23 protein-coding genes are annotated in these 23,637 nt (G+C 45.9%); 8 read left to right on the top strand and 15 right to left on the bottom strand.

Going from position 1 to position 23,637, the window contains the following annotated elements:
• The first annotated feature begins 175 nt into the window (after positions 1 to 175).
• Entirely contained in the window at positions 176 to 1,198 is a 1,023-nt protein-coding gene (locus AC27KT_RS10995; RefSeq protein WP_487129896.1) for a LacI family DNA-binding transcriptional regulator, read from the top strand.
• Positions 1,199 to 1,252: 54 nt separating this feature from the next.
• Here the strand turns inward: AC27KT_RS10995 and AC27KT_RS10990 are convergent, their stop codons facing one another.
• Complete coding sequence (locus tag AC27KT_RS10990; protein ID WP_487129894.1) at positions 1,253 to 2,161, bottom strand: helix-turn-helix domain-containing protein; 909 nt, start codon at positions 2,159 to 2,161, stop codon at positions 1,253 to 1,255.
• A 116-nt stretch (positions 2,162 to 2,277) separates the two neighbouring features.
• Here AC27KT_RS10990 and pobA point away from each other — a divergent pair, with 116 nt between their 5' ends.
• The gene (pobA, locus tag AC27KT_RS10985) at positions 2,278 to 3,489 is read left to right on the top strand and encodes a 4-hydroxybenzoate 3-monooxygenase (RefSeq protein ID WP_487129892.1); all 1,212 of its coding nucleotides are present in this window, start codon (positions 2,278 to 2,280) and stop codon (positions 3,487 to 3,489) included.
• A gap of 401 nt (positions 3,490 to 3,890) precedes the next feature.
• Here pobA and AC27KT_RS10980 read toward each other — a convergent pair whose 3' ends face one another.
• Positions 3,891 to 4,592, bottom strand: coding sequence for a GntR family transcriptional regulator (locus AC27KT_RS10980; protein WP_487129890.1), 702 nt, complete (start codon positions 4,590 to 4,592; stop codon positions 3,891 to 3,893).
• 217 nt (positions 4,593 to 4,809) lie between these two features.
• Here AC27KT_RS10980 and AC27KT_RS10975 point away from each other — a divergent pair, with 217 nt between their 5' ends.
• Complete coding sequence (locus AC27KT_RS10975) at positions 4,810 to 5,871, top strand: Rieske 2Fe-2S domain-containing protein (protein ID WP_487129888.1); 1,062 nt, start codon at positions 4,810 to 4,812, stop codon at positions 5,869 to 5,871.
• A 4-nt stretch (positions 5,872 to 5,875) separates the two neighbouring features.
• Positions 5,876 to 6,817, top strand: a complete 942-nt coding sequence (locus tag AC27KT_RS10970; RefSeq protein WP_487129886.1) for a PDR/VanB family oxidoreductase — start codon at positions 5,876 to 5,878, stop codon at positions 6,815 to 6,817.
• Positions 6,818 to 7,323: 506 nt separating this feature from the next.
• Here AC27KT_RS10970 and AC27KT_RS10965 read toward each other — a convergent pair.
• The 8 genes from AC27KT_RS10965 to AC27KT_RS10930 all read right to left on the bottom strand — a co-directional run bounded on the left by AC27KT_RS10965 (position 7,324) and on the right by AC27KT_RS10930 (position 14,287).
• Positions 7,324 to 8,310 carry an aldo/keto reductase gene (locus AC27KT_RS10965; protein WP_487129884.1) on the bottom strand — a complete coding sequence of 329 codons (987 nt, stop codon included), beginning with the start codon at positions 8,308 to 8,310 and terminating at the stop codon, positions 7,324 to 7,326.
• A gap of 67 nt (positions 8,311 to 8,377) precedes the next feature.
• Positions 8,378 to 9,319, bottom strand: a complete 942-nt coding sequence (locus tag AC27KT_RS10960; protein ID WP_487129882.1) for a Gfo/Idh/MocA family oxidoreductase — start codon at positions 9,317 to 9,319, stop codon at positions 8,378 to 8,380.
• A gap of 2 nt (positions 9,320 to 9,321) precedes the next feature.
• On the bottom strand, positions 9,322 to 10,173 hold the full coding sequence (locus AC27KT_RS10955; RefSeq protein WP_487129880.1) for a class III extradiol dioxygenase subunit beta: 852 nt from the start codon (positions 10,171 to 10,173) through the stop codon (positions 9,322 to 9,324).
• A complete protein-coding gene (ligA, locus tag AC27KT_RS10950) occupies positions 10,160 to 10,561 on the bottom strand; it encodes a protocatechuate 4,5-dioxygenase subunit alpha (RefSeq protein ID WP_487129878.1) in 402 nt (133 codons plus the stop codon). Before ligA ends, AC27KT_RS10955 begins: the two co-directional genes overlap by 14 nt.
• 9 nt (positions 10,562 to 10,570) lie before the next feature.
• Complete coding sequence (locus AC27KT_RS10945) at positions 10,571 to 11,464, bottom strand: amidohydrolase family protein (RefSeq protein WP_487129876.1); 894 nt, start codon at positions 11,462 to 11,464, stop codon at positions 10,571 to 10,573.
• Positions 11,461 to 12,480: an amidohydrolase family protein gene (locus AC27KT_RS10940; RefSeq protein WP_487129874.1), complete on the bottom strand. Its 1,020-nt coding sequence runs from the start codon at positions 12,478 to 12,480 to the stop codon at positions 11,461 to 11,463. The genes AC27KT_RS10945 and AC27KT_RS10940 overlap by 4 nt, the downstream gene beginning before the upstream one ends.
• A 28-nt stretch (positions 12,481 to 12,508) precedes the next feature.
• Complete coding sequence (locus AC27KT_RS10935) at positions 12,509 to 13,597, bottom strand: 4-oxalomesaconate tautomerase (protein ID WP_487129872.1); 1,089 nt, start codon at positions 13,595 to 13,597, stop codon at positions 12,509 to 12,511.
• The gene (locus AC27KT_RS10930) at positions 13,598 to 14,287 is read right to left on the bottom strand and encodes a 4-carboxy-4-hydroxy-2-oxoadipate aldolase/oxaloacetate decarboxylase (RefSeq protein WP_159577925.1); all 690 of its coding nucleotides are present in this window, start codon (positions 14,285 to 14,287) and stop codon (positions 13,598 to 13,600) included.
• A 123-nt stretch (positions 14,288 to 14,410) separates the two neighbouring features.
• On the opposite strand from AC27KT_RS10930, the gene AC27KT_RS10925 reads away from it, so the two are divergent.
• Both AC27KT_RS10925 and AC27KT_RS10920 read left to right on the top strand, forming a co-directional pair.
• Positions 14,411 to 15,601 carry a LysR family transcriptional regulator gene (locus tag AC27KT_RS10925; RefSeq protein ID WP_487129869.1) on the top strand — a complete coding sequence of 397 codons (1,191 nt, stop codon included), beginning with the start codon at positions 14,411 to 14,413 and terminating at the stop codon, positions 15,599 to 15,601.
• A gap of 239 nt (positions 15,602 to 15,840) precedes the next feature.
• Positions 15,841 to 16,518, top strand: a complete 678-nt coding sequence (locus AC27KT_RS10920) for a glutathione S-transferase family protein (protein ID WP_487129867.1) — start codon at positions 15,841 to 15,843, stop codon at positions 16,516 to 16,518.
• Positions 16,519 to 16,709: 191 nt separating this feature from the next.
• Here the strand turns inward: AC27KT_RS10920 and AC27KT_RS10915 are convergent, their stop codons facing one another.
• Positions 16,710 to 17,696 carry an MBL fold metallo-hydrolase gene (locus tag AC27KT_RS10915; RefSeq protein ID WP_487129865.1) on the bottom strand — a complete coding sequence of 329 codons (987 nt, stop codon included), beginning with the start codon at positions 17,694 to 17,696 and terminating at the stop codon, positions 16,710 to 16,712.
• 545 nt (positions 17,697 to 18,241) lie between these two features.
• On the opposite strand from AC27KT_RS10915, the gene AC27KT_RS10910 reads away from it, so the two are divergent.
• Both AC27KT_RS10910 and AC27KT_RS10905 read left to right on the top strand, forming a co-directional pair.
• Positions 18,242 to 19,450: an MFS transporter gene (locus tag AC27KT_RS10910; RefSeq protein ID WP_487129863.1), complete on the top strand. Its 1,209-nt coding sequence runs from the start codon at positions 18,242 to 18,244 to the stop codon at positions 19,448 to 19,450.
• A gap of 38 nt (positions 19,451 to 19,488) precedes the next feature.
• Complete coding sequence (locus tag AC27KT_RS10905) at positions 19,489 to 19,785, top strand: hypothetical protein (RefSeq protein WP_487129861.1); 297 nt, start codon at positions 19,489 to 19,491, stop codon at positions 19,783 to 19,785.
• Between the two features lie 219 nt (positions 19,786 to 20,004).
• On the opposite strand, the gene AC27KT_RS10900 is transcribed toward AC27KT_RS10905, so the two are convergent.
• The 4 genes from AC27KT_RS10900 to AC27KT_RS10885 are packed head-to-tail and all read right to left on the bottom strand — an operon-like array spanning position 20,005 to position 23,589.
• The gene (locus AC27KT_RS10900) at positions 20,005 to 21,132 is read right to left on the bottom strand and encodes an FAD-dependent oxidoreductase (RefSeq protein WP_487129859.1); all 1,128 of its coding nucleotides are present in this window, start codon (positions 21,130 to 21,132) and stop codon (positions 20,005 to 20,007) included.
• Positions 21,129 to 21,491 carry a Rieske (2Fe-2S) protein gene (locus AC27KT_RS10895; protein WP_487129857.1) on the bottom strand — a complete coding sequence of 121 codons (363 nt, stop codon included), beginning with the start codon at positions 21,489 to 21,491 and terminating at the stop codon, positions 21,129 to 21,131. The genes AC27KT_RS10900 and AC27KT_RS10895 overlap by 4 nt, the downstream gene beginning before the upstream one ends.
• A gap of 1 nt (position 21,492) precedes the next feature.
• On the bottom strand, positions 21,493 to 22,419 hold the full coding sequence (locus AC27KT_RS10890) for a VOC family protein (RefSeq protein WP_487129855.1): 927 nt from the start codon (positions 22,417 to 22,419) through the stop codon (positions 21,493 to 21,495).
• 12 nt (positions 22,420 to 22,431) lie between these two features.
• Positions 22,432 to 23,589: an alpha/beta hydrolase family protein gene (locus AC27KT_RS10885; protein ID WP_487129853.1), complete on the bottom strand. Its 1,158-nt coding sequence runs from the start codon at positions 23,587 to 23,589 to the stop codon at positions 22,432 to 22,434.
• Positions 23,590 to 23,637: the final 48 nt, after the last annotated feature.

The following is a 23,637-nucleotide window of genomic DNA, read 5'->3' as shown; positions in this document are numbered from 1 at the left end:
AATCATCTCTTATAAACAGCGTTTCCAATAAATTGCTTCAAATTACTGTATCTTAAATTTTAATACTAACCATCAATTTTTATAATGTGAGACATTTGTAATCGATTACAATTTTACTTTATTCAAACCTAAGGACTATAATAGCTGCTCAGATAATGGAGAAGTGAAAGCAAGAATGCCCACCATCAAAGATGTCGCCAACATTGCAGGAGTATCCGTTGCAACAGTCTCAAGGTATTTCAGTTCACCTGAAAAAGTGTCTCAGAAAAACACGCAAAAAGTGATGAAAGCGGTTGAGCAACTCAACTACAAGCCAAACCTTCTAGCTCGCAATTTTACTCAATCTCGTTCTTACTCCATATTGGTGTTGGCACCGTTAAGTAATCCTTTTCTCATGGACGTTATTAAAGGTATTCAAGAAGTTGCACGGGTCAAAGGCTACACCGTGTTATTGGTTGATAAACTTGAAGTACCGAGCGACGATGACAAGTATTACAGTATGCTGGAAACCCGCCTGGTTGAAGGTATTATTGATTTTAAAGCGCAAAAGCGCGACAAGAAAAAACAAGGTCAACGTTTAGAAAACATAGTGACGCTTTGTGATTATGTTGAAGATAGTGCCGCACCTGTAATTGCAGTGGATGATGTGGCGTCATCTGAAAAAATAGTAAGCTATTTGACTTCATTAGGTCACCGCCGCATAGCCTGTTTAAGCGGTTTAGACTTCATACAAGCTACAAGTTACCGTAAACAGGGCTATCAACAAGCACTGGAAAAGGCCGGCATTTCATATTGTGACAAGTTAGTTTTAAAGGGCGACTTCTCTTTCACTAGTGGTCAAAACGCGGCAAAGGAGTTGATCGCTATGCAGCCGCGTCCTACCGCTATTTTTTGCATGAGCGACAAGATGGCCATTGGCGTGATACAGGGGCTAAAAGTACAAGGTTTGAACGTGCCAGGCGATATATCGGTGGTAGGTTTTGACGATATTGAATTTGCACAGTATTCCGATCCCCCTCTCACAACTGTGAGACAACCGGCGAAGGAATTAGGCTCTAGTGCAATGCATAAACTATGCGATTTGATAGACAATAAATATGACCCTGACACAGCTTTACGCCCCTACTTTTTGCCCACCGATCTCATCGTAAGAGGCAGTACTGCACCGCTATTAGTCAAAGCAGATAAAGACCTCTAGATTACCTTGCTCTTACGTGTTTTGTGTCACTCCGTAACGCGGTCAGATACTCTCCTAATTACTAGAGTGAGACTTTCTATATTTTCCTGCGCTCATACCGACCATCTGTTTGAAGAAACGGCTAAAATAGCCAGGGTCTTTAAACCCTAGCGTATAGGCAATATCCACCACATTTTGCTTGGTGTATATCAACCGGCGTTTGGCCTCGCTTATCATACGTTCATGAATGATTGTTTTGGGCGAATGATTTAGCCTTGATTGACAAAGGCGGCTCAGTGTCGACACCGAAACATGGAGCATTTGGGCATACTGACTCACCGTTAAATGCTCTATGTAGTGCTGCTCTATCAAATGCTTAAAGCCTAGTAACACTTTTGCCTCTCTTCCTTGCTCAGTATCGTTCAACGCATCTAACTGCTGTTGACGTTTGACAGTAACGAGCAATAGCTGAACGAGCTGCCGCACTACCCAACTTTGTTTGGGTTCTGCGTAACTCAACTCTTCTCGCAGTAGGTCAATATAATTAATGAATCGCTTAATTTGTTGGTGATCTCGAAACGACAGCACTTTTGGTTGCTGCATCACGCCTAACACATCAATGCTATCACCCGAACTTGCCATCGCGTTCAGCAACTCTTCATTTACTGACACAACGTACCCGTTGATATTGGGCTCAAACACAAAACTGTGTACCACGCCTGTAGGAATAATAACCAGATAATCGCCACTAAGCTCGTATTTAGCATCATCTAGTTGAACTGTCACAGAGTCATTAAAAGTACAAATAATTTGAAAAAGCTTATCGTGTCTATGTGATTTTATCTTCCAGCCAAGCCCTTTACTTCTACTGGCAATATCCTCCACATGAACATTGCTATCATGCTTCTCTGAATAACTTTCACCATATAAATGGTAGAACGGGATAATATTAATATTGCACGTACCTGAAACAAGCTTATTCATTCAACATTAAATTAACATGATGAAAAAGTACAATAATTTGACAGATTGCTGCATTACTAGTTTCACTGTTCTAGCTGACTATTGAGCTTAACGTATTTCACATAGATGCAGACGCAATGAACATTAATACACAAGTAGCAATCATCGGCGCTGGTCCCTCAGGGCTTTTATTAGGTCAGCTTTTGGCTAAACACGGTATCGACAATGTGATCGTAGAGCGCGCAGCTCCTGAGTATATTCAAAAACGGATTAGGGCGGGCATACTTGAACAAGGCCTGGTGGATCTTCTGAAAGAAGCAGGCGTTAGTGACAGAATGCAAAAAGAAGGTCATGTGCACAATGGTTTCTGCGTTAGCTTTTACGGCACACGCTATCGACTCGATTTAAGCGCGTTGACGAACGGTAAAACAGTCATGTGCTACGGACAAACAGAGGTTACAAGAGACTTGATGGCTGCGCGTAAGGAAAAGGAGTTAGTGACGTATTACAGTGCTTCGAATGTTTGTTTACACGATATTGAAAGCGATTCCCCATCAGTGACATTTGAGCACGAAGGCAAAAAAGTGACAATTGTAAGTGACTTCATTGCTGGGTGTGATGGATTTCACGGCGTGTCGCGTAAAACGATACCTGAAAACAAACGAGAAGAGTTTGAGCGTATTTATCCCTTTGGTTGGCTCGGAGTATTGAGTAATACGCCACCTGTTAGCGACGAACTCGTTTACTGCAAAACTGAACGAGGGTTCGCGCTAGCCAGTCAGCGTTCAGCCACCCGCTCTCGGTATTATTTGCAAGTCCCTCTTACTGATTCTGTTGAAGAATGGAGCGATGACAAGTTTTGGAACGAGCTTAAAAAACGTTTGCCACAAGATTTAGCTGAACAGCTAGTTACCGGCGACAGCATCGAAAAGAGCATCGCACCACTGCGCAGTTTTGTGTGTGAACCCATGCAGTTGGGTAAATTATTTCTTGTCGGTGACGCAGCGCATATTGTTCCACCTACCGGTGCAAAAGGCCTTAATCTAGCCGCTTCAGACGTATCTATTCTCTCAAAACTACTTTACAAACATTACGTTGAACAAGACGAGAAGGCGACAAGCAGGTATTCAACATTGGCACTTAGTAGAGTGTGGCAAACAGAACGTTTTTCGTGGTGGATGAGCAATATGCTTCACGACTTTAACGATGAAACCAGTAACGGCAATAATTTAGATTCAAAAACATTCGAGCGCTTTATGCAGTCTGAACTAGACTTCTACCTAAATGATCGAGCAGGACAAGAGGTGATTGCGACGCAGTATGTCGGTCTTCCCTACCCTCAAGTATAGCTTTTCTCGTCAAATGATGTGGGGCTGTTATTATAATTAAGCGCTACCCTACCCGCCGGAAGCATATCTCGCACGCTGCCTGCAGCGCAGTACTTTACCGTTGAGCAGTCTGTCGATGTGTATCGGACAAGACTTTGCGACATAAGCTAATTTATGCGCGCCTTAAATGAGTACACCGCCGGTCAGACGAATAAAAGAGACCGGTGCACAGGGCGTTTTGGGAAGGGCGCTTTAAGTCATAGGCGAGCCCGGTTTGCTGCGTCGATAATTTGGCTCACGGTTTAACAGTAAGCAAACTTGAGACGGGGCGGCGGACTGATTAGTAGGTGATAAATAACAAGCGGTGCGCTTTGCCTTATTATTTCTGCAAAAAATTTAGTCCTACTGCAACGTAAAGCCATTTACTGGCTGCGGCGAACCACTTTGGACTGCTCGGGGGAGGCGCTGCGTTTCACGTATTTCAGTGCTGCCTGAGCATGTTCTTTCATCAGATTTTCCGCTCTGGCCCCCTGTCCGGCTAGCATGGCCTCAACAATCGCATGGTGCTGCTGATGCGCATATCCTAAGCGTTGAAATTCTTTGTTGGTATTGGTTGGGTCATAAACCAGAGCGCTTACTGATGCCATAGGTAAATGTGCATTTAATGCCAACGCTGAAGCAATCGAGGTATTGGCACTGATGTGCACAATACATTCGTGAAAGCGGCGGTTCATGTCTACGTACTGTTGAACATCAGACTCACTAAGTGAGCCATCGGCAAAAATTGCGTCACCTTGTGCCAGGCACGCCAGCAATTCAGCTTGATGTTCTTTGCTGATACCGCGCTCTGTAGCCAGCCTGGCAGCCAAACCTTCCAGCACGCCTCGTACTTCTACTGAATCGCTAACAGCATGCTGGGTTACCTTGCGTACCTGATAGCCGCGGCGCGGCAGTCGTTCTAAGAACCCTTCCTGCTCAAGCGCTCGAAACGCGATGCGAATCGGGGTGCGTGATACGCCAAGCGATTCTGCCACCGGAATTTCGGCCAGCCGGGCACCTCCGGCATATTCACCAGAGATAATTTTGTTACGAATAATGCTTGATACCGCGTCTTTGTTTTTCATGTTTTTGATAGCGTTTAAATACTGGTTTTATTCTGGCTGGCAAACAAATGTAATGCAACCCAAATTGCTCGGTTGCTTGCCTGAGCAGATTTAATTATGCACAAAATACTTGCAAAGACATACAAATTGGATCCAATATAATGTTAATAAGCCGTTAAACATCTATTAAAGCCCTTTTTTTGGATTTAATTAAACCAACAGAACATGAGTAATATTTATGTCTACATTTGCTAAAAACCACTGGTATGTGGCGGCGTCCGCCGACGAGATTGGCCCCGCCGCAGTACTGGGCCGGACAATCTGTAACATCGACATCGCATTTTTTCGCGATGACCAGAATGTTGTTCAGGCAGTCGAAGATTTTTGTCCCCATCGCGGTGCGCCCTTATCGCTGGGCTACGTGGAAGATGGCCAACTGGTGTGCGGCTATCATGGGCTGCGCATGGGCGGTGAAGGCAAAACACTGTCGATGCCAAATCAGCGCGTCGGCCATTTTCCGTGCATTCACAGCATTCCTGTTATAGAAAAATATGGCTTTATCTGGATTTGGCCCGGCGATAAGGCACTGGCCGACCCGCAACGATTACCGACCCTGTCATGGGCCGACAACTCGCAGTGGGCATACGGCGGCGGACTGTATGAAATTGAGTGCGATTACCGTCTGATGATTGATAACCTGATGGACCTTACCCACGAGACCTATGTGCATGCCAGCAGCATCGGGCAAAAAGAAATTGACGAAGCCCCGGTTAAAACATCAATGGATGGCGAACAGGTGGTAACCAGCCGGTTTATGGAAGGAATTAAAGCTCCGCCTTTCTGGCAAGCAGCGTTGCAGGCAAACGATTTGGATCCAAACCAGTTAATCGACCGCTGGCAAATTTGCCGTTTCGACCTTCCCAGCCATGTCATGATTGAAGTAGGCGTAGCGGTAGCAGGAAAAGGAGGTTATGAGGCACCACCACAGCAGAGGGCCGGCAGCATTGTAGTTGATTTCATAACGCCACGTACCGATACATCGATTTGGTATTTTTGGGGTATGGCCCGTGATTTTAAAGTTGATGATGAGCAACTTACCGACACTATCCGCCAGGGTCAGGGCGCTATATTTGCAGAAGATCAGGACATTCTGGAACGCCAGCAGCGAAATCTAAGCCACTTTCCTGAGCGAGAGCTGTTGAAACTGGACATTGATTCAGGTGGCGTGCAGGCACGCAGAATGATTGCCCGGGCAATTCAGCGAGAACGCACTCAAAAATTACAACAAGCGGCGGGATAACATTATGATTGACGTGATCATTACAGACAAAAAGCTGCTAACCCCTAAGGTGTGCCAACTTAGGCTGGAGCAACTGACTGGGGACCCGTTGCCCCAGTTTCAGGCCGGTGCACATATCGATATACACCTGCCACAGGGTAAAATTCGACAGTATTCTTTATGCGGTGATAGCAGCGCCAGTTTTTATGAAATAGCTGTGCAAAGAGAATCCTCGGGGCTAGGCGGCTCAACCTATATTCACGATACGCTGGCGGTTGGTCAGGTGCTCAGGATCAGCCAGCCACGCAATTTGTTTGCACTTAATGATGGTCAGGAGCCGTGTTTACTTTTTGCGGCAGGTATCGGGATCACACCAATAGTAAGTATGGCGCAGGCATGTGCTAAGGCAGGACGCCCCTATCAGGTTTTTTATACAAGCGAAAAAGATACCGATTTAATTTTTACCTCTCGGCTCGGCCCGATGAGCAATGTGCATATCCATACCAAAGCAGGGTTTGGAAATCAGCGCCTGGATATTCCTGCTTGCTTCCTAGGCGCTGCGCCTAATGCGCACATCTATGTATGCGGCCCAGCCGGGTTTATGGATGCAGTTACCGCGGCGGCTGACATCGCAGGATTTCCGCCTCAACAACTGCATCAGGAGTATTTTAATGCCGACCACATCAATACAATGTCTGACACCTCGTTTGATATAAAAATCGCCAGCTCAGGACAAATTTTTACCGTGGACGCCCAATCAAGTGCGCTGGCAACCCTGGAAGAAAACGGCGTATTTATACCCGCATCATGCGAAAAAGGTATCTGCGGCACCTGTGTGGTGGGCCTGGTTGAAGGTGAGGCTGAACACCGAGATGTATTTCTAAGCGATACAGAAAAGGCATCAATGACTCTCTTTACGCCTTGTTGCTCCCGCGCCAAAAGCGGCATACTCACGCTGGATATATAAACTTACCTTTTTACCTAGCCAGTACTTGCTCGTTTATATCAGGCAGTGAGTACAGGCCGTGTATCAAAAGGTAAACATTAAAGTTTCCCGTTGGCTAGTTACCTCCTATCCATCAGGTCCTAAGACAAAGAACTCTGAGTTTGTTGCTGTTATCGCGTTAGTCGTACTTGCGAGCAAAGTATCGAGTTGGCTTGAGGTTTCACAACGGCCACCCTAGCCTTTACAGCAGAGTGACCTACAAATTGCGCAGGGTTTGCTAGAAACTCTTCTGGAGTTCTTACCTCATCATTGAAACAACATGCTTTGTCTTCTGGGTTTCTAGTCCGAGAGCCCAACGCTTCGATTCAAACCTGGAGTGGAAAGAGCAGGAAAAGAGATGATTGCGACGCAGTATGTCGGCCTTCCCTACTCTCATGTCTAGCTTTTCTCCTCAAATGATGTGGGGCTGTTGACATAATTAAGCGCTACCCCACCCGCAGGTATCATATGGCCGGTGAATGCGTTAACTAAAACTCTTCGGTATCAATTTCTAGCTGTGTCGCCTGTGGGTATCGAGGCCCGCTGATTTTTTGCGGTGCGAACCTATCGGCTATCACTTGCAGCTGGAAAGCACTTAGTCTTATTTTTTGCGCTGCCACATTATCCTTTAAATGGCTAAGATTTGTCGTGCCGGGAATAGCATGTATGCATTCGTGCTGCTGCAGTACCCATGCAAGCGCCACTTGCGCTTTGGTACATTGAAGCTCATTGGCCATCTCATCTATCACACTCAGTAATTGATAATTAGTCGGCAAATGCTCGGCTTGGAAACGCGGCATCCCCTTTCGAATATCGCCATCGGTAAAGGCACCACTATCAGCAATGTCTCCCGATAGAAAACCGCGCGCAAGGGGTGAAAAGGCAACCAGCGCAATATCAAGCTCACGACACTTGTCTAAAACCGCAATTTCAACATTTCTGCTCCATAACGAGTACTCAGATTGAACAGCCGCTATAGCATGAACCTCGTGGGCTTTTTGAATAGTAGTGGCAGAAACCTCAGACAAACCAATTGCCTTTATTTTACCCTCTTCCACCATACGCGAAAGCGCGCCAACGCTCTCTTCAATAGGCACCGAGCGGTCCCAGCGATGCAGATAATAAAGGTCTAGTACATCGGTCTGTAAATGACGCAGCGACTGCTCAATGGTCGCTCTTAGCGTTTGTGGCCTGCCGTCAATAACGCGTTTACCATCCACGCCTGTCATGCCGCATTTACTGGCTAAAAACACATTCTGACGCTTACCTTTGAGCGCTTTTCCAAGCAACTGCTCATTTTTTCCAAACCCGTATAGCGCTGCGGTATCAAGGTGAGTAACGCCCAAGTCTAATGCACTGTGTAATAGTGCAATAGACTCGGCTTCTGAAGGAGGAGTACCGTAGGCATGGCTTAAGTTCATACAACCTAATCCAATGGCGGGTATCTCACAGCCCGCTAATTTACGGTTTTCCATATTCTCTCCTCTTTTTCAGTGTTTTATTTTTTATGGGTTCTTGTAAGAAAGAACGTGCGAATAAACGTTAGCTTTCCAACTGCTGTTCAAGTTGATGTAAAACCTGATAGCAGTTTAGTACTTGCGCCACACTCGAATTAGGCTCACGGCCATCTTTAATTGCAGAGAAAAACTCGCGATCCTGAAGTTCAATACCATTCATTGATACGTCAACACCCGATACATCAATGGGCTCTTCTTTACCATTAACCAAGTCGTCATAGCGCGCGATATAGGTGCCATTGTCGCATATGTAACGGAAGAATGTGCCTAACGGGCCATCGTTGTTAAAAGACAGAGACAGCGTACAAATAGCACCGTTTTCAGCCTGAAGCTGAATAGACATATCCAGTGCTATACCCAACTCTGGGTGAATAGGCCCTTGGATAGCGTTTGCTTTCACTATCTTGCTACCCGCTTGGTAGGCAAACAGATCTACGGTGTGAGCAGCGTGGTGCCATAGCAGGTGATCGGTCCACGAACGGGCCTCTCCCTTTGCGTTAATGTTCTTGCGGCGAAAGAAATACGTTTGAACGTCCATTTGCTGAATGTTCAATTCACCTTTGTTAATACGTTTATTTATCCACTGATGTGAAGGATTGAAGCGGCGCGTATGGCCTACCATACAAATAAGGCCGGTCTCTTTTTGCACATCAAGCACGGCTTGAGCGTCTTTCCAACTGTCACTTAATGGAATTTCCACCTGCACATGTTTACCCGCTTTCATGCACTGAATCGATTGCTCAGCGTGTTGTTGCGTAGGGGTACACAAAATAACCGCGTCAGCCTCTAGCTTAAGTGCGTCTTCTAAGCTGGTGAACACATTTGGAATGCCGTATTCATTGGCTACCGCTTGGGTGTTTTCAAGTCTACGCCCAACCAGTCCGACAACTTCGACATCATCGATATTTTTAATGCCGTCTAAGTGCTTTATACCAAAGGCACCGGGGCCAGCTACGATAACTTTCATAATTATCCCTCTTCTTCAACATTCTCTAACACAAGATGACCTACTGCCGTATTAGACGCAGGAACGTGATAAAAACGCTTTTTAAGCTCAACGTTTTTATTTAAAGCGCCTCTCATCACTAGCCACATCACCAGTTCAATACCCTCAGAGCCGGCTTGCTCCACATACTTAATATGTTCAAGCTTGGCGAGCTCATCGGCGTCATCAACAATTTTATCTAAAAAGGCATTATCAAATTCTTTATTAATTAAGCCCGCACGCGGCCCTTGCAGCTGATGACTCATGCCGCCCGTGCCCCAAATCTGGACATTTAAGTCTTCATCAAAGCTCTCGACGGCTTTGCGAATCGCTTTTCCTAGCTGGTAACAGCGGTTACCCGATGGCACCGGATAAAGCACCACGTTCACAGCAATAGGAATGACTTTGCAAGGCCAATTCTCTGGCTCACCGAAAACCAATGAAAGCGGCACCGTAAGCCCGTGGTCGACGTCCATGGTGTTTACAACAGTAAGGTCAAAATCATCTTGAATGACAGAGTGCGCAATGTGCGAGGCAAGGGCCGGATGGCCTTTTACGTTCGGCACAGGGCGTGGGCCCCACCCCTCATCCGCGGGCTTAAACTCTTCACCGGTGGCGATAGCAAAGGTGGGCACAAAATTCGCGTCGAATGCACTGGCGTGATCGTTGTATACCAAAACCACCACATCAGGCTTTTGCTCTTTAACCCATTGTTTAACGTATTCATAGCCTTCAAAAACTGGCTGCCAGTAGGCCTCCGTCGTTTTTTTATTATCGATTGCTGCGCCTATCGCGGGTACGTGAGACGTTGCTATTCCTGCACTAATCTTGGCCATTTTCAGCGCCCTCCATATTCAGCGGGCTGTTAACGTTACGCCCACCATCTAGCATCATTTGTGCGTAATCTTGTTGACTCATGCCGGTCATGGTGGCGGCAGCAAACTGAAAACTGAGCCCGTCGCTAGAAAAGATTTTGGCGAGAAAATAAATATTGCCGCCCGTCTTCATCATTGCGTTGTAATCTCTTGCTAGTACCGCTTGCTTTTGCTCTTCCGTCATTGGCCACTCGTCAAGGTAGGCGCTCTCATCGGCCTTAAACTTTTCGCGGTTAGGCGCTTTCATTAACGACATGCAAAATTGATTCAAATGGAAGCCTTTGCTCGCCATATCTGCATCAAAAATGGTGGTGCCGGGTATATTTTTGTAGGGTTTATCTAAAGACATAGTGTTTCCTTAGTCGCTCCAATATAGGCGCATTGGGTTCGCCACCAATAGCTTGTGCTGCAGTTCTTCGGTTACCGCAATATGCGGAATAATATCCACGAGTTGCCCATCATCAGGCATGTGATTCTTCATATTCGGATGCGGCCAGTCAGTACCCCACAACACTCTATCAGGGAAGCTTTCCACAACTTTGCGCGCAAAAGGAACAACATCGCGGTAGTCTTCTGAAGGGCCTAGCAGCGACAGTCGCTCAGGGCAGCTTACCTTAGACCAGAAGTTTTTATTTTCTGAAAGCAACTTTAAAAACAGGCCGAAGTCTTCGCCGTCTACCGGCTTACAGACATCGGGACGCCCCATGTGGTCGACAACGACGGTTGTGGGCAGGCGGGTGAAAAAGTCATACAGTTCAGGCAAATCTTGTGCTTCAAAATAAATAACAATATGCCAACCTAAATCTTTAATACGATTGGCTATGGCTTCCAGAGAATCAAACGGCAATGCATCAACCAGGCGTTTAACGAAGTTGAATCTGACACCGCGCACCCCGGCATTGTGTAATTCACGCAATTCCTCGTCGGTGATATCCTGCGTTATGGTTGCAACGCCTCTTGCCATATCGCCAGAAGCATTGAGTGCATCTACCAAAGCGCGATTATCCGCCCCGTGGCACGTCGCTTGAACAATGACATTGCGACTAAAACCTAAATGGTCTCGCAATGCCCAAAGCTGGTCTTTCGATGCATCACAAGGCGTGTATTTCCGCTGAGGAGCAAAAGGAAATTGGTCGCCCGGCCCAAAAACATGGCAATGAGCATCCACGGCACCGTCGGGTACAGCGAAAGATGGCTTACGTGGCGCAGGATGCCAATCTAGCCAATCGGCGTCTTTTGTAAACTGACTCATAATCCTAAACTCTTTAAGCGTTTGTCTAAACCTGGGTAAACCCGTCGCGCGTTTTCACTGTACACCTTTCTTCTATCAGATTCAGATAAATCAAGGGCATCAACATAGCGCTTGGTATCATCAAAGTAGTTACCTGTTTGTGGGTCGATACCGCGAACGGCGCCGATCATTTCAGAGCCAAACAGAATATTTTTGATATCAATCACATCGAACAACAAATCGATACCGGGCTGGTGATAAACACACGTATCAAAGTAAACATTTTTCATGACATGTTCATTCAGTGGTGGCTGTTTTAACATATCGGCTAAACCGCGATAACGCCCCCAGTGATAAGGCACGGCACCACCGCCATGTGGAATAATAAAACGTAAATCAGGGAAGTCTTTAAATAAGTTGCCCTGCAAAAATTGCATAAACGCAGTGGTGTCGGCATTCATATAGTGCGCGCCCGTTGCGTGAAAATTAGGGTTGCACGAGCCCGACACGTGGATCATTGCCGGCACATCTAGCTCAACCATTTTCTCATAGAAGGGGTACCAGCTTTTGTCAGTCAGTGGCGCAGAATTCCAGTGGCCTCCTGAAGGATCGGGGTTGAGATTACAACCAACGAATCCGAGTTCTTTTACGCAACGCTCAAGTTCCTCAATAGAATTTTCAATAGGAACCCCTACCGATTGAGGTAGCTGGCACACGCCGATGAACTTTTTAGGGTATAACTGTACCACGCGGTGGATTAAGTCGTTACAAGCTCGAGTCCACTGTTTCGACACTGCTTCATCACCAATATGATGGGCCATTGCCGAGGCACGAGGAGAAAAGATGGTCATATCAAGCCCCCTCGCCTCTAACAGCTTTAACTGATTTTTTTCGATGCTCTCTCGAATTTGATCATCGCTTATAAAAGGGACCTCCGGAAGGGTTTTGCCCGCTTTGTAAGCTTCAATCTGCGCTTCCCTAAAAAGTTGAAGCGGCTCAGGAGCTGTAGTGTAGTGGCCGTGACAATCGATAATCATAAAAATTCCTGTTTAACTGAGTAAACGCTTACTCGCAGTCGGCAAATGCTTCACCGCGCATAAGTAAACGAGCGGTTCGCAATAGCGCTGCTCGGTTTACAACAAATTCAGACAAACTCGTGCTATGCGTAATATCCATCTCAACACTGAATTGCCCCGTAGGATGCTCAACGTCAACAACGACAGTTCCGTCGCCAAACGTCTGTTGAAGAAGGGTGTTTGCTACGGTGCCCTGTAACACACACGCCGTTGCTACACTCACCGAGCCTAGCACGCCGATTGCGTCGTGCACTCGATGGGGAATAAAGGTTCGAGTGTTGATTAATCCACCCGCATTGGGGCGAGACACCAGGCTCATTTTAGGAACGGTTTTCTTTGAAACGTCACCTAAATTCATCATTTGCCCAGCGTGTAATCTTATTGACTCTATGCGCTTGCAAAGCGCGGTGTTACTTTCTAGTTCATTGGGTAATTCGTTACCGCTGAGCCCAAAGTCTTGCGCATTGAGCAACACAACGGGCATGCCGTTGTCGATGCAGGTCACTTCCACACCTAATATGGTGTCAACCGCATTGCCCGTTGGGAAGAGCGCACCGCAGCTAGAGCCGGCGATGTCTAAGAAGTTGATAAGCACAGGGGCACTGGCTGAAGGCACGCCGTCAATGGTAGCGTTGCCCTGATAGTTAACTTTTCCTTCGGATAACTGTACTCGCGCAACAGCATCTGAACCGGTGTTAACCATATGGATACGAACATCTGCGTAAGCATCTAATGTCTCAACCTGCACTAGACCTTTTTCTATAGCAAAGGGGCCCACGCCCGCTAGAATGTTGCCGCAATTTTGCGCATCACTAACCTGTGCTTTATCCACCGTGACCTGTAAAAATAAGTAGTCAACATCCGTGTTTTCACGGGAAGAACGACTCACAATTGCCACTTTACTGGTTAATGGATGTGCACCGCCTAAACCATCAATTTGACGCGCATCGGGCGAGCCCATAAGCTTTAGCAATAGTGCATTTCGCGCTTCTACATCGTCAGGCAAGTCATCTTTGAGAAAATATAACCCTTTAGATGTACCGCCTCGCATTAGGTAACAAGGAACTGAGGTCAGCATTTAATTTTGCTCGTCGTATTTTACGTAGCGAAGCCCTTTTGCAGCGAGCCTTTCTCGAAAGTTATAGACATCAAGGCCAAGCTCGCCATTTTCAAAACGAACACGTTTTGCATCTTCATTCGCGATGCGGGCGTTCATTTTTTCTAACACGGTTTCCGTTTCATTTCGTGCAACCACAACAACACCGTCGTCATCAGCAACAATGAGATCGCCTGGGCAGATGTAGGCACCTGCACAGGTTACAGGCACATTGACATTGGCAATCGTTTCTTTCACCGTGCCCTGAGCAAAAACGGCTTTTGACCACACGGGAAACTGCATTTCAGTAAGTGTTGCAATGTCTCTTACACCACCATCAATAATTAGCCCCAATACGCCTCTTGCTTTTAATGAGGTCGCCAACAGATCGCCAAAATAACCATCAATACACGGGCTTGTTGGTTTAACCACTAAAACATCACCTGGCTGACATTGTTCGACAGCAACATGAATCATCCAGTTGTCCCCTGGCGCCACCTCACAGGTAACCGCAGGGCCTGCAATTTTGGCAGGACGATAGATAGGGCGCATATATTCAGCCAACAGCCCTTTCCTTCCCTGTGCCTCGTGGACAGTGGCCACTTCAGCGCCTTGATACTGCTTCACAATGTCTTGTGATGGTCTTGGAATGTCTGTCACACAAATTGGCATAAAAGCTCCTCACGGTTGGTATAAATTCAGTGTGCAACAAATTAGTGAATTAAACCGTTTAGAAAAGTGACATTTGCCATTAGTTTTTTCTATAATGCTAAAAAACAAAGTGCTGGAAAATTTATGCAGCTGAATCTGAGACATCTCCTTAGCGCCATTGAAATTAATGCCCAGGGCACGTTAACAGCCGCTGCTGAGAAAATGCATCTGTCTCAGTCTGCGCTCACGCAGGGCATTAATAAACTCGAAAACGAACTGGGGCAGCAGCTATTCAACCGCTCAAGTACAGGGATGTTTGCCACGCCTGTGGGCACGCGCTTTTTAACACGAGCAAATAGGGCCTTTGACTACTTATTTGAATTTGCATCCACGCTTTATGCAACCGACAAACGCAAGCGTCAATCCTTTGTGAGGTCGATTACCAGTAGACAGTTAAATGCATTTGTTAAAGTAGCAGAGTCCCATAGCTATACCATTGCTGCCGCACGATTAGGGCTGAGCCAGCCTACGCTGCATAAATCGATTAAAAATTTAGAAAACCTGTGTGAACAACCCTTATTCCACCGTTCTCCAGCAGGGGTAGAGCCGACATGGCGAGCTCGCCAGCTAAGACGTTTTGCCAACCTTTTTATTGCCGAAATACATCAAGGGTTAGAAGAGTTGGCAGAAGCCGACGGTCGTATGGATGGGACAATAAAAATAGGCAGCTTGCCACTATCAACCGCCGCTATTGTGCCAAAATCCGTTCTGAAACTTCTTGAAAGATATCCTTTAGCTCGCACGACTATTGTTGATGGGCCTTACGATGAACAACTTAATGCGCTATTAAATGGTCACTTAGATGTCATTGTGGGCGCACTTCGCCATCCTGCCCCTCACGCTGACATCACTCAGCACAAGTTGTTTGACGACCCTTTGAGTCTTGTAGTGAAAGCGGGCCATCCCCTTGCCGATGTAAAACAACTAACCGATAACACCCTTCAACAATTGAAATGGGTGGTGCCGAGCAGAGGGGTCCCATCAAGACAAGTGTTTGACGATATATTCAAAAGCCGAGGACTTAACGCCCCCAAAGACATCATTGAATGCAGCGCTCTTGCTGCTATCAGGGGTATTTTGCTAAACAGTGAACGGGCGTCTTTACTGCCTGCCAAGCAGGTAGAGGTCGAAGTTTCTTGCGGGTTACTCGCCGTTTGCCCAGCAATTATTCACGAAAGCAGACGTGAAATAGGCCTAACGGTTCGCAAAAACTGGCAACCCACTGAGGTTCAAAAAGCGTTTTTGCGAATCATTGAAAAAGACTTCTTGATGTGAAAATACAACGCCATTGTCTTTAACAAAAATTTCGCGCTTTTTGATGACATGTAAAAAATCACATTATTCGGTAATAGTAACCTGTTTAAATCTATAGCCTGCCTCGTATTACCATTTATCAGCTTCACAGATAGCTACCATGAAAATCATCGACTAGTGACACAAGCACAGTTTAGTTATGCTTTTTTTCCCATGTCTTGCATATACAAGATGAAATATGTGTTTAACGGAAAAATATAATGACTGATATCGTTCTCTACATGTCCCCTGGAAGTTGCGCCAAAGTCACCAGTATTGTGCTGGAAGAGTTGGAACTCAGCTTTAAGACTGAAGTGGTTCGCTTTATGAAAGGTGAGCACAAATCTCCAGCATTTAAACAAAAAAATCCAACGGGAAAGGTGCCGGCACTGATTTATGGAGACCAAGCGCTTAGTGAAAATGTAGCTATCATTTCATTCTTAAACCAAGTGCATGGCAAATTACTTCCACAATCACAGAATGCCATGGAACAAGCAAAGCAGCTTGCCGACCTGTGCTTTTGCTCATCAACGCTACACCCACTCGTTACCCGTATCAGAATGCCCAGCTTTTTTGCCGGTGAAGACAATGCTAGAACGGTTCAAGATATTGCCATTAACGCCATGGACGAGTTTTTTGGTCTTATAGATAAACGACTAGATGAAAAGCAGTGGTGGTATGGTGATGAATGGTCGGCTATGGATGCGTATTTATACTGGTGTTTTTGGCGTGTTGAAGGAGCGGGTTATCATGTCGACAAGTTCCCTAATTACTGCGACCACGCCAGACGAATGGAGCAGCGCCCCGCGGTGCAACGAGCAATAGCCAGAGATAACGAAGCCAGCAAAATACTCGAAAGCGAAGGACTGTTATTTAAGCCAAAGAACCTTTCTAAATAAAATAGCGTGTCTCGATAATATAGCCTGTCTAGGTAACATAGCTTGTCTAGATACGATAGCCGTTTTCGACCAGTAGGTGTCGCAGAAAAATAGCTAACGTTGGCTTTTAAGGAATGATGAGACGTTAAAAAAGCCGCCCATATTGTCTTTAATAAGACATGGGCGGCTTTCGCTATGATAAAAAAACCAGCTTATTTACCGATAGGAAATCTGTCTAAGTCTTTAGCCAGTGTTATATCACCGACGTAATGCTCAGCCACTGCACTTGTGTACTTTTGATAATGCTCTGGTTTGAGTAAAGCAGGAGACATATGCGTAACCACCAGCTTTTTAACATTGGCTTGCGTTGCCATTTCGCCCACTTGTAGCGGAGTAACATGATGATTAGATAAGTGTTTACGCATACCCAAGGCTACTTTTTCAGGCATATTGGGGTTAGCTTTAACCACGAGATCAATGGTGTGGTCAATATCCATCATTTCGCTGACCAACAAATCTGCATTTTTTGCCAATGCTATAAGCGCCTTACTTTCACCTGTGTCACCGGTATAAACGACTGAGGTTCCGTCAACATCAAACTTGTAAGAAAGTGCGATGTACTTCTCCCACTCTTCGCTATTTTCTGGCCAGCTATAATGCGTGTTTCGTATGGCAGTGACGGAAAAATCTTCAAGCGTTACTGTGTCGCCATCGCCCAACTCCACCACATTAACATTAGTACTTGCTGGTTTACCCACCTGACCGGGAACACCATAACCACCTTCGGTGCCGATACGCATGAATTGAAAGATACCCTCCACAGTGGCTTTCGTTCCAGGTGGACCGTAAACAGTTAAATCGCTGAACGTATTGGTTTGCCAACGCAGTCCTAATATTGCCGGAAGACCGCCTGTGTGATCAAAATGCAAATGGCTTATGAAAACCGCTTTAACCCCTTTTAGACTTAGACCAGCCTTGGCGAGTTGCCCTGCTGTGCCGTCGCCAGCATCAACAACATAGGTATTACCATTAACAATCATGGCATTAGCGGGTTGTGAATTAACAGCGTTAGGAATAGGGCCAGCCATAGTACCAAGCGTGATCCATTCATTTTTAGGTTCGTTGGCACAACCCTGTGAGGAAATAAAGAGACTTGAAAGAACAACCAAAGCCATGGTTTTGACGCTACGTTTCATCATATGTTACTGCTCCTGTAAATTTACCAAATGTTCATCTTCGACGATAAAAGCAGTAAAGTAATGAGTAGCTGCTTTTTAAGATATAGACCATCTAGTATTCGTTAATTCGTTATGGCGTTTGCTTCTGTAACTTTTTCAACTTAGAAGAGAACGTCTACTAACCGAGAACTCTAGCCTATTATCAGGATAACCATTGAGCAATTCGATTTTTCAGATACATTCCATTAATAATAAAGATACATAAAGTTTACAGGTATTTAGCAAACCACTACCCGCGAGTAGAGAATGGGTGGAGATGAGGTTTGAAGTATGGCGTATTAGAAACCGGTTAATTCATGATTCCATGCCAACCTATCAGTTTGATCGATACATTAAATCAGATAAATCCACTATCGCCTGCATACCAGATGTTAGAATATCTTTAATAAGTATTATTACGGGTGTTAATAGCAAGTAAACGTTAGGCGCTTCGGCATATAAGGTCAATACTTCACTCTGACGTTTCCTAACTTCGCTATTAACACCACCAAATGGAAATCTGCAGAATGAATAGCAACGTAATTCACTCCCCTGTTAATGAGGCACACGCCAGTTTGGCGTCGACCAAACACGGTATCATCCTAATACTAGCGTCAATTATGCCGGCGATGGCTATCATCTCTTTAGTACCAGTATTGCCTCTGTTATTAGAAGAGTTTGGTGAGGTACAGGGTTCACAATTCCTCGTGCCTATCGCTATGACCATCCCCGCGCTTTGTGTGGCTATATTTTCACCTTTTGCAGGATGGATTTCGGATAAATTCGGTAGAAAGCCCGTATTGATATCATCACTTGTGATTTATGCCATTATCGGAGTAGTGCCGTTTTTCTTGCAAAACCTGTTTCAAATCATTGCCGCGAGAGTGGTACTTGGCATTGCTGAAGCAGCCATTATGACTGTCGCAACAGCGCTGATCGCAGATTACTTTACCGGCAAACAAAGACAGCGTTGGGTGTCTATTCAAATCGCTACCGTGAGTTTAAGTGCCATTGCATTAATTGCCGTTGGTGGTCTACTTGGTGAATTCTTAGGTTCACGCGGCCCATTTTTACTGTATTTAGTCGCCTTACCTATCGCGCTTTTTTCCGCAATTTTATTGTTTGAACCGTCTCAACGGGCGCAAGAAGGAAATTCCGCTTTACCATTACCATGGGCGCGTATCTTACCTCTGCTTTTAATCACGCTCTTTGTCGGCATCGTTTTTTACACCGTTATTGTTAAGCTTGGTGAAATACTGGCTTTGACCAGCGCGGTCTCTCCTGCAATTATTGGTGGTATCGGTGCGGCAGTAAATATTGGCGTAGCGGCGGGTTCAATGTCATTTCGCCGCTTTAAAGGGGCGTCAGCACCTAAGCTCATTTCACTTGGATTAGGCTTGTCTACTGTTGGCTATTTGTTGGCATCGCTATCAATCAGTTTATTGGTCACTAGCGCTGGCGCCATTATTACGTGTTTCGGCTCTGGTTTACTCTTACCCACTATGCTCAATTGGGTGTTGAAAGAACTTCCAGAAAATGTAAGAGGGCGAGGCACAGGTCTATGGACAGGTGCATTCTTTTTAGGTCAGTTTTCTGCGCCCATTGCCATTGCAGCATTGCAAGCGAACTTGGGTGGTCTGGAGACTGTGTTAATGCTTATGGCAGGCTTCTGTGCTGCTGGGGTAGTATTTGCGCTAACTAAAGTAAAAGGCGCAAGTAGCTTAGTAAGTGAATAACTGACTATCAAGTTTCCCTGAGCGAAGGGAGGAATAGGGTGACCTTTCCTCCCTTTTCTTTGGCTACTTTTGCCCTGCTCTATCTTCCTACCACCGCTGAATTCGCACCATCGCTTAACAATAACGTTGAGTCATATAAAGCCGGCCTCTTTAAACGCAATTACCATGAAGTAGCTGTTGTAACTGCTTCGGATAACCGCTTCGTGGCGTACCATAAGTTTGTTGGTGATTGTTTGAGTTTGTGTTTGAGTTTGTGTTTGAAGCACGTAAGCATCACCGGGCTATGGCACCTCGAATGGGCATCTCGAATGGATACCTTGAATGGACATCCATAGAAAACGTCTACGCTGGTGTGTCACTGTATATTTCAACTAGCGCTACATTACGTAATTAACTTCAATTTTGAATGAGAAGTAGTGAACGAGTAACGGTGAATGGTGAACGTATATAGAGACCATAAAAAAACGTTCGTAGTACTTAACTACCACGAACGTTTCAAAAGTAATGTTTAGGGAGGAATGTTGTTTATTTAGCGCTAGTAAATAGCAGTTTTATTAAATAGGTTTCGCCAGCGCCATCATGCTTTCTCGCATGATGTTGGTGTGCTCTTCCTTGTCGCCACCCTCAATTTCAATTTGCGCTAAACGGCCAGAGTTTTCTACAACCAGTTTGCAACGTTCCCATCGACGGTTTTGATAAGCCTCAAGCGCGGCAGTCACATCGTCATGCTGAACCAGCTCTTCAGCAAGCACTATAGCATCTTCAATACCAATACATGCTCCTGATGCTAAATGCGGTGTGGTAGCATGAACGGTGTCACCTATCATGACGACACGGTTCTTGAACCATGGCAAAGGAACCAGTAAGTTATCTAACGCGCGAAAATCAATGAGTGAATCTTCGTTTAGCATACCTGCAAGTTGCTGAACGGCAGGTGCACTAAAATTAAGCATAAGATCTTTTAGTCGGGTGACATACTCACTCTTTTCCTCACGCTGTTTAACTTCTTTGTCCTCTGTTAAAAACAGATACATATCGTCTTTAGACATTGGGTTTACGCCCACTTTTAAGCGAGGACCAACCCACATGTGCGTGTTGTTAATTTCAGGCAAACGGGGTAATACCGCACGCCATACTCCCTGCCCTACATATTTAGGCTCAGCAGCTTCCGGGAATACGGCTTTGCGCACTTTCGAATTCACGCCGTCTGCACCAATAACCAAATCGTAGGTTTTAGTGGTACCGTCTGTAAACGTAACGTCTACTGTGTCTTCTTTGTGAACAATGTTTTCGAATGTACAACCTAAGCGAATGTTTACATTAGATTCACGGGTTTTCTTCGCGAGAATTTTCGCGAGCTCTGGTCGCATTATCGCAGCAGACCCTGGGATTTTATCGCTCATCGGAGGCGTAGGTACATGAGCAAGATGTAAACCGTGAGGGGCATGCACATCCAATCCGTTGTGCGCGTTACCTTTCTCCAAAAACTCGTCAAGAATGCCAATAGTTTCAAAAGCCCTTAACGTGGCACCACCAATACTAATTCCGGCACCGTCTGTACGCCAATTAGGGTCAATTTCGACTAAGTCGATATTGTAGTTGAGCTTACTTAACTGGATGGCTGCTGTCATGCCGGAGAAACCGCCACCGATGATTAGAATATTACTTAGATTTGGGCTCATAAGTTGAACTCCTCAATAGTCGTAAGACGTATCCAAATATCGTTGTCTGCCGACACTTCTATTGGCACTTTTCTTAACGTTTGGCCCAAACAAGGACCTTGCAAACAATAACCATCCTCTATGTCAAATAGCGCACCATGCGCTGCACAGACGATGTGTTGAGATTGATTGTCCAAATACATATGGCGCTTCCACGGCAAAGACGTGTCGTTGTAGTGCGGGCAAATATCGACATAAGCAAACATCTCATTGCCTTTTCGTACTACAAAGAAAGTGTCGGCTCCGGCGTTATTTATATCGAAGCCTTTCGCTTCACCGTCATTAAAGTCGCTAACGGCGCCCAAATGTATCTTGTTCATTCTATGCTTTCGGTGGTGGACCACCTGCCGGCGCCCACTTTTCGCGGTATTGCAGTAAGAACGCCTGAGAGTTATCAGGGCCCATCATTGCTTCGCGACCCGTCCAGCTGTCATCATGCTGGTCCATATCAGCATCGAACTCCATGTTGCAGCCAAAAGGGCTTTTGAAATACCAAAACCAATTCGAACCAAAGAGGTGTCTGCCCGGCCCCCAAAAACTTTGGTAACCCTTATTCACCATATTGGTGCCGGCCTGCATCACATCCGTCGGGCCCGACAAATGGAACGTAAAGTGTTCACAACCTTGCATATGTGGTGGCGTGCCGATGAAGAATAGGGTGTGGTGGTCTTGTGTACCCGCCGGACGCATAAAAGGGCCTACACCGGTAAAACGGTCGGTGGTTACAAAGCCTAAACGCTTCTCGTAAAAGGCCTCTGCTTTCACGGGATCTGGCACAAAGTACACAACGTGCGATAAAGTTTGAATGCTCGGCTTATGATCTTTAGATACACCAACGTGGTTAATACCACGGTTACACTGTGCAACCGAGTTAACACGCTCTGCGACTAAATCGACAGGTTGACGCACGGTAACTTGAAAACCTAGCACAAAACCTAGGTCGTCAAGCAGCTCAATACTGCCATCTTCAAGTACCTTTACGTCGCGATCGGTTTCAAGTTCTGCCTTGATTTGGTCAAGCGCAGCCTGATCAGCAACACCGTAAACCGTTTTTCGTAACATAGAGCCTGACGCCAACGCCGCGGGTAACGACTCGTCGTCTCTACTACGCACTTCAATACCTGTGCCGTCTAATGCAACAAAACTGTGCTCGCCTTGCTCAGCTAAACCGTAATCAAGCGCAAACTGACGACACGCTGCGACATCATCAACACCAAAAATTAACTTATCTGGACCAATTATATTCATCTTATTCTCCGATTAAGCAGTACGAGCGTTAAAGGTTTCGGCTACCCAATCCGCAATGTATTGGCCTGCATTGATACTGTTATCGAAACTCGAATGCTGCACGCCGCCTTCTCGCTCGGTAAACACTTTAAGTTCGCGTTTCGGGCTATTTACAAGCTGTTCATAGGTGCGTTCAGCCCATTTAAGCGGGATCTGAGAGTCTTTCGAACCGTGGGTGACGAGGAAAGGCACCTTAATTTTCTTTACCTGTCCATCAAGATGCACGTTTTCTGCAATTTCCATGAACTCATCCATGTCTTTTGCTCCCCATACCCATTGAACGTGTGCCCAGTAGTGTGGAACAGGGAAGTCGCCTTCTTTTTCTAAGCGGCGTTTTTGTACATCGCGCCAATCATGGTTGGCTCCCCAGCACACGCCAAGTGCAAGACGCGGCTCATTTGCAACGGCCCGTGGACAGAAATATCCACCTAGCGATACGCCTTCCATACCAATGCGTTTGCTATCTACATCGTCGCGGCTCTCTAAATAATCAACAATAGGGCTCGCCCAATGCTCGCTGTCATAGCGCGCATGCAGACCTTGTAAGCGAAGCGCTTCTCCGGTTCCTGGCTGATCGACAACTAAGGACGACACACCGCGTTTGGCAAGCCATGCTGGCAGACCAACGCGGTATTTCATTTCTTTGGTAGAGTCTAGGCCGTTGACTTGGATAAGAATGGGTGCCGGGCCATCGACATTTTCAGCCTTTACATAAAGTGCGCTGAGGTGTTTACCCTCATAAGGGATCTCTACTCTTTCGCAGTTCTCTTTACCTAACGTAATCGACTTTTGAAACAAGTCGAGCTCGCGTTTATAGAGCTCTAAGCGACCCGGAGCGTTATGAGCTTGCAAGCGCTCACACGTTATTAAATATGAGGCAGCACGGTTATACTTTTCACCGGCTGATAACAGACGTCCTGCTGCTTCGTCTTCTTCTGCAAGCACACAAAGCTTGTCTGCCATTTTGGCCCAGGTGTCTCTAAACGCCTGAACGCCCTCTTTATCGGGTTGTTTGGCCGCTTCTTTTAGCGGCGCACACATTTCTTCTATTTCGCCAATTCGCGCACCCATCTCAATGGCTAAATCGACGGATAGATTCCAAACGTAATTAGTTGGAAAGTACTTAAACATATTTTTTACCTCTTAAAATCAGAGTGAGTATTAACAAAAAGCGTTAAT

Source organism: Alteromonas sp. 5NW40-0090, from assembly GCF_057552975.1.
This window is presented reverse-complemented; position numbering and strand designations above follow the sequence as displayed.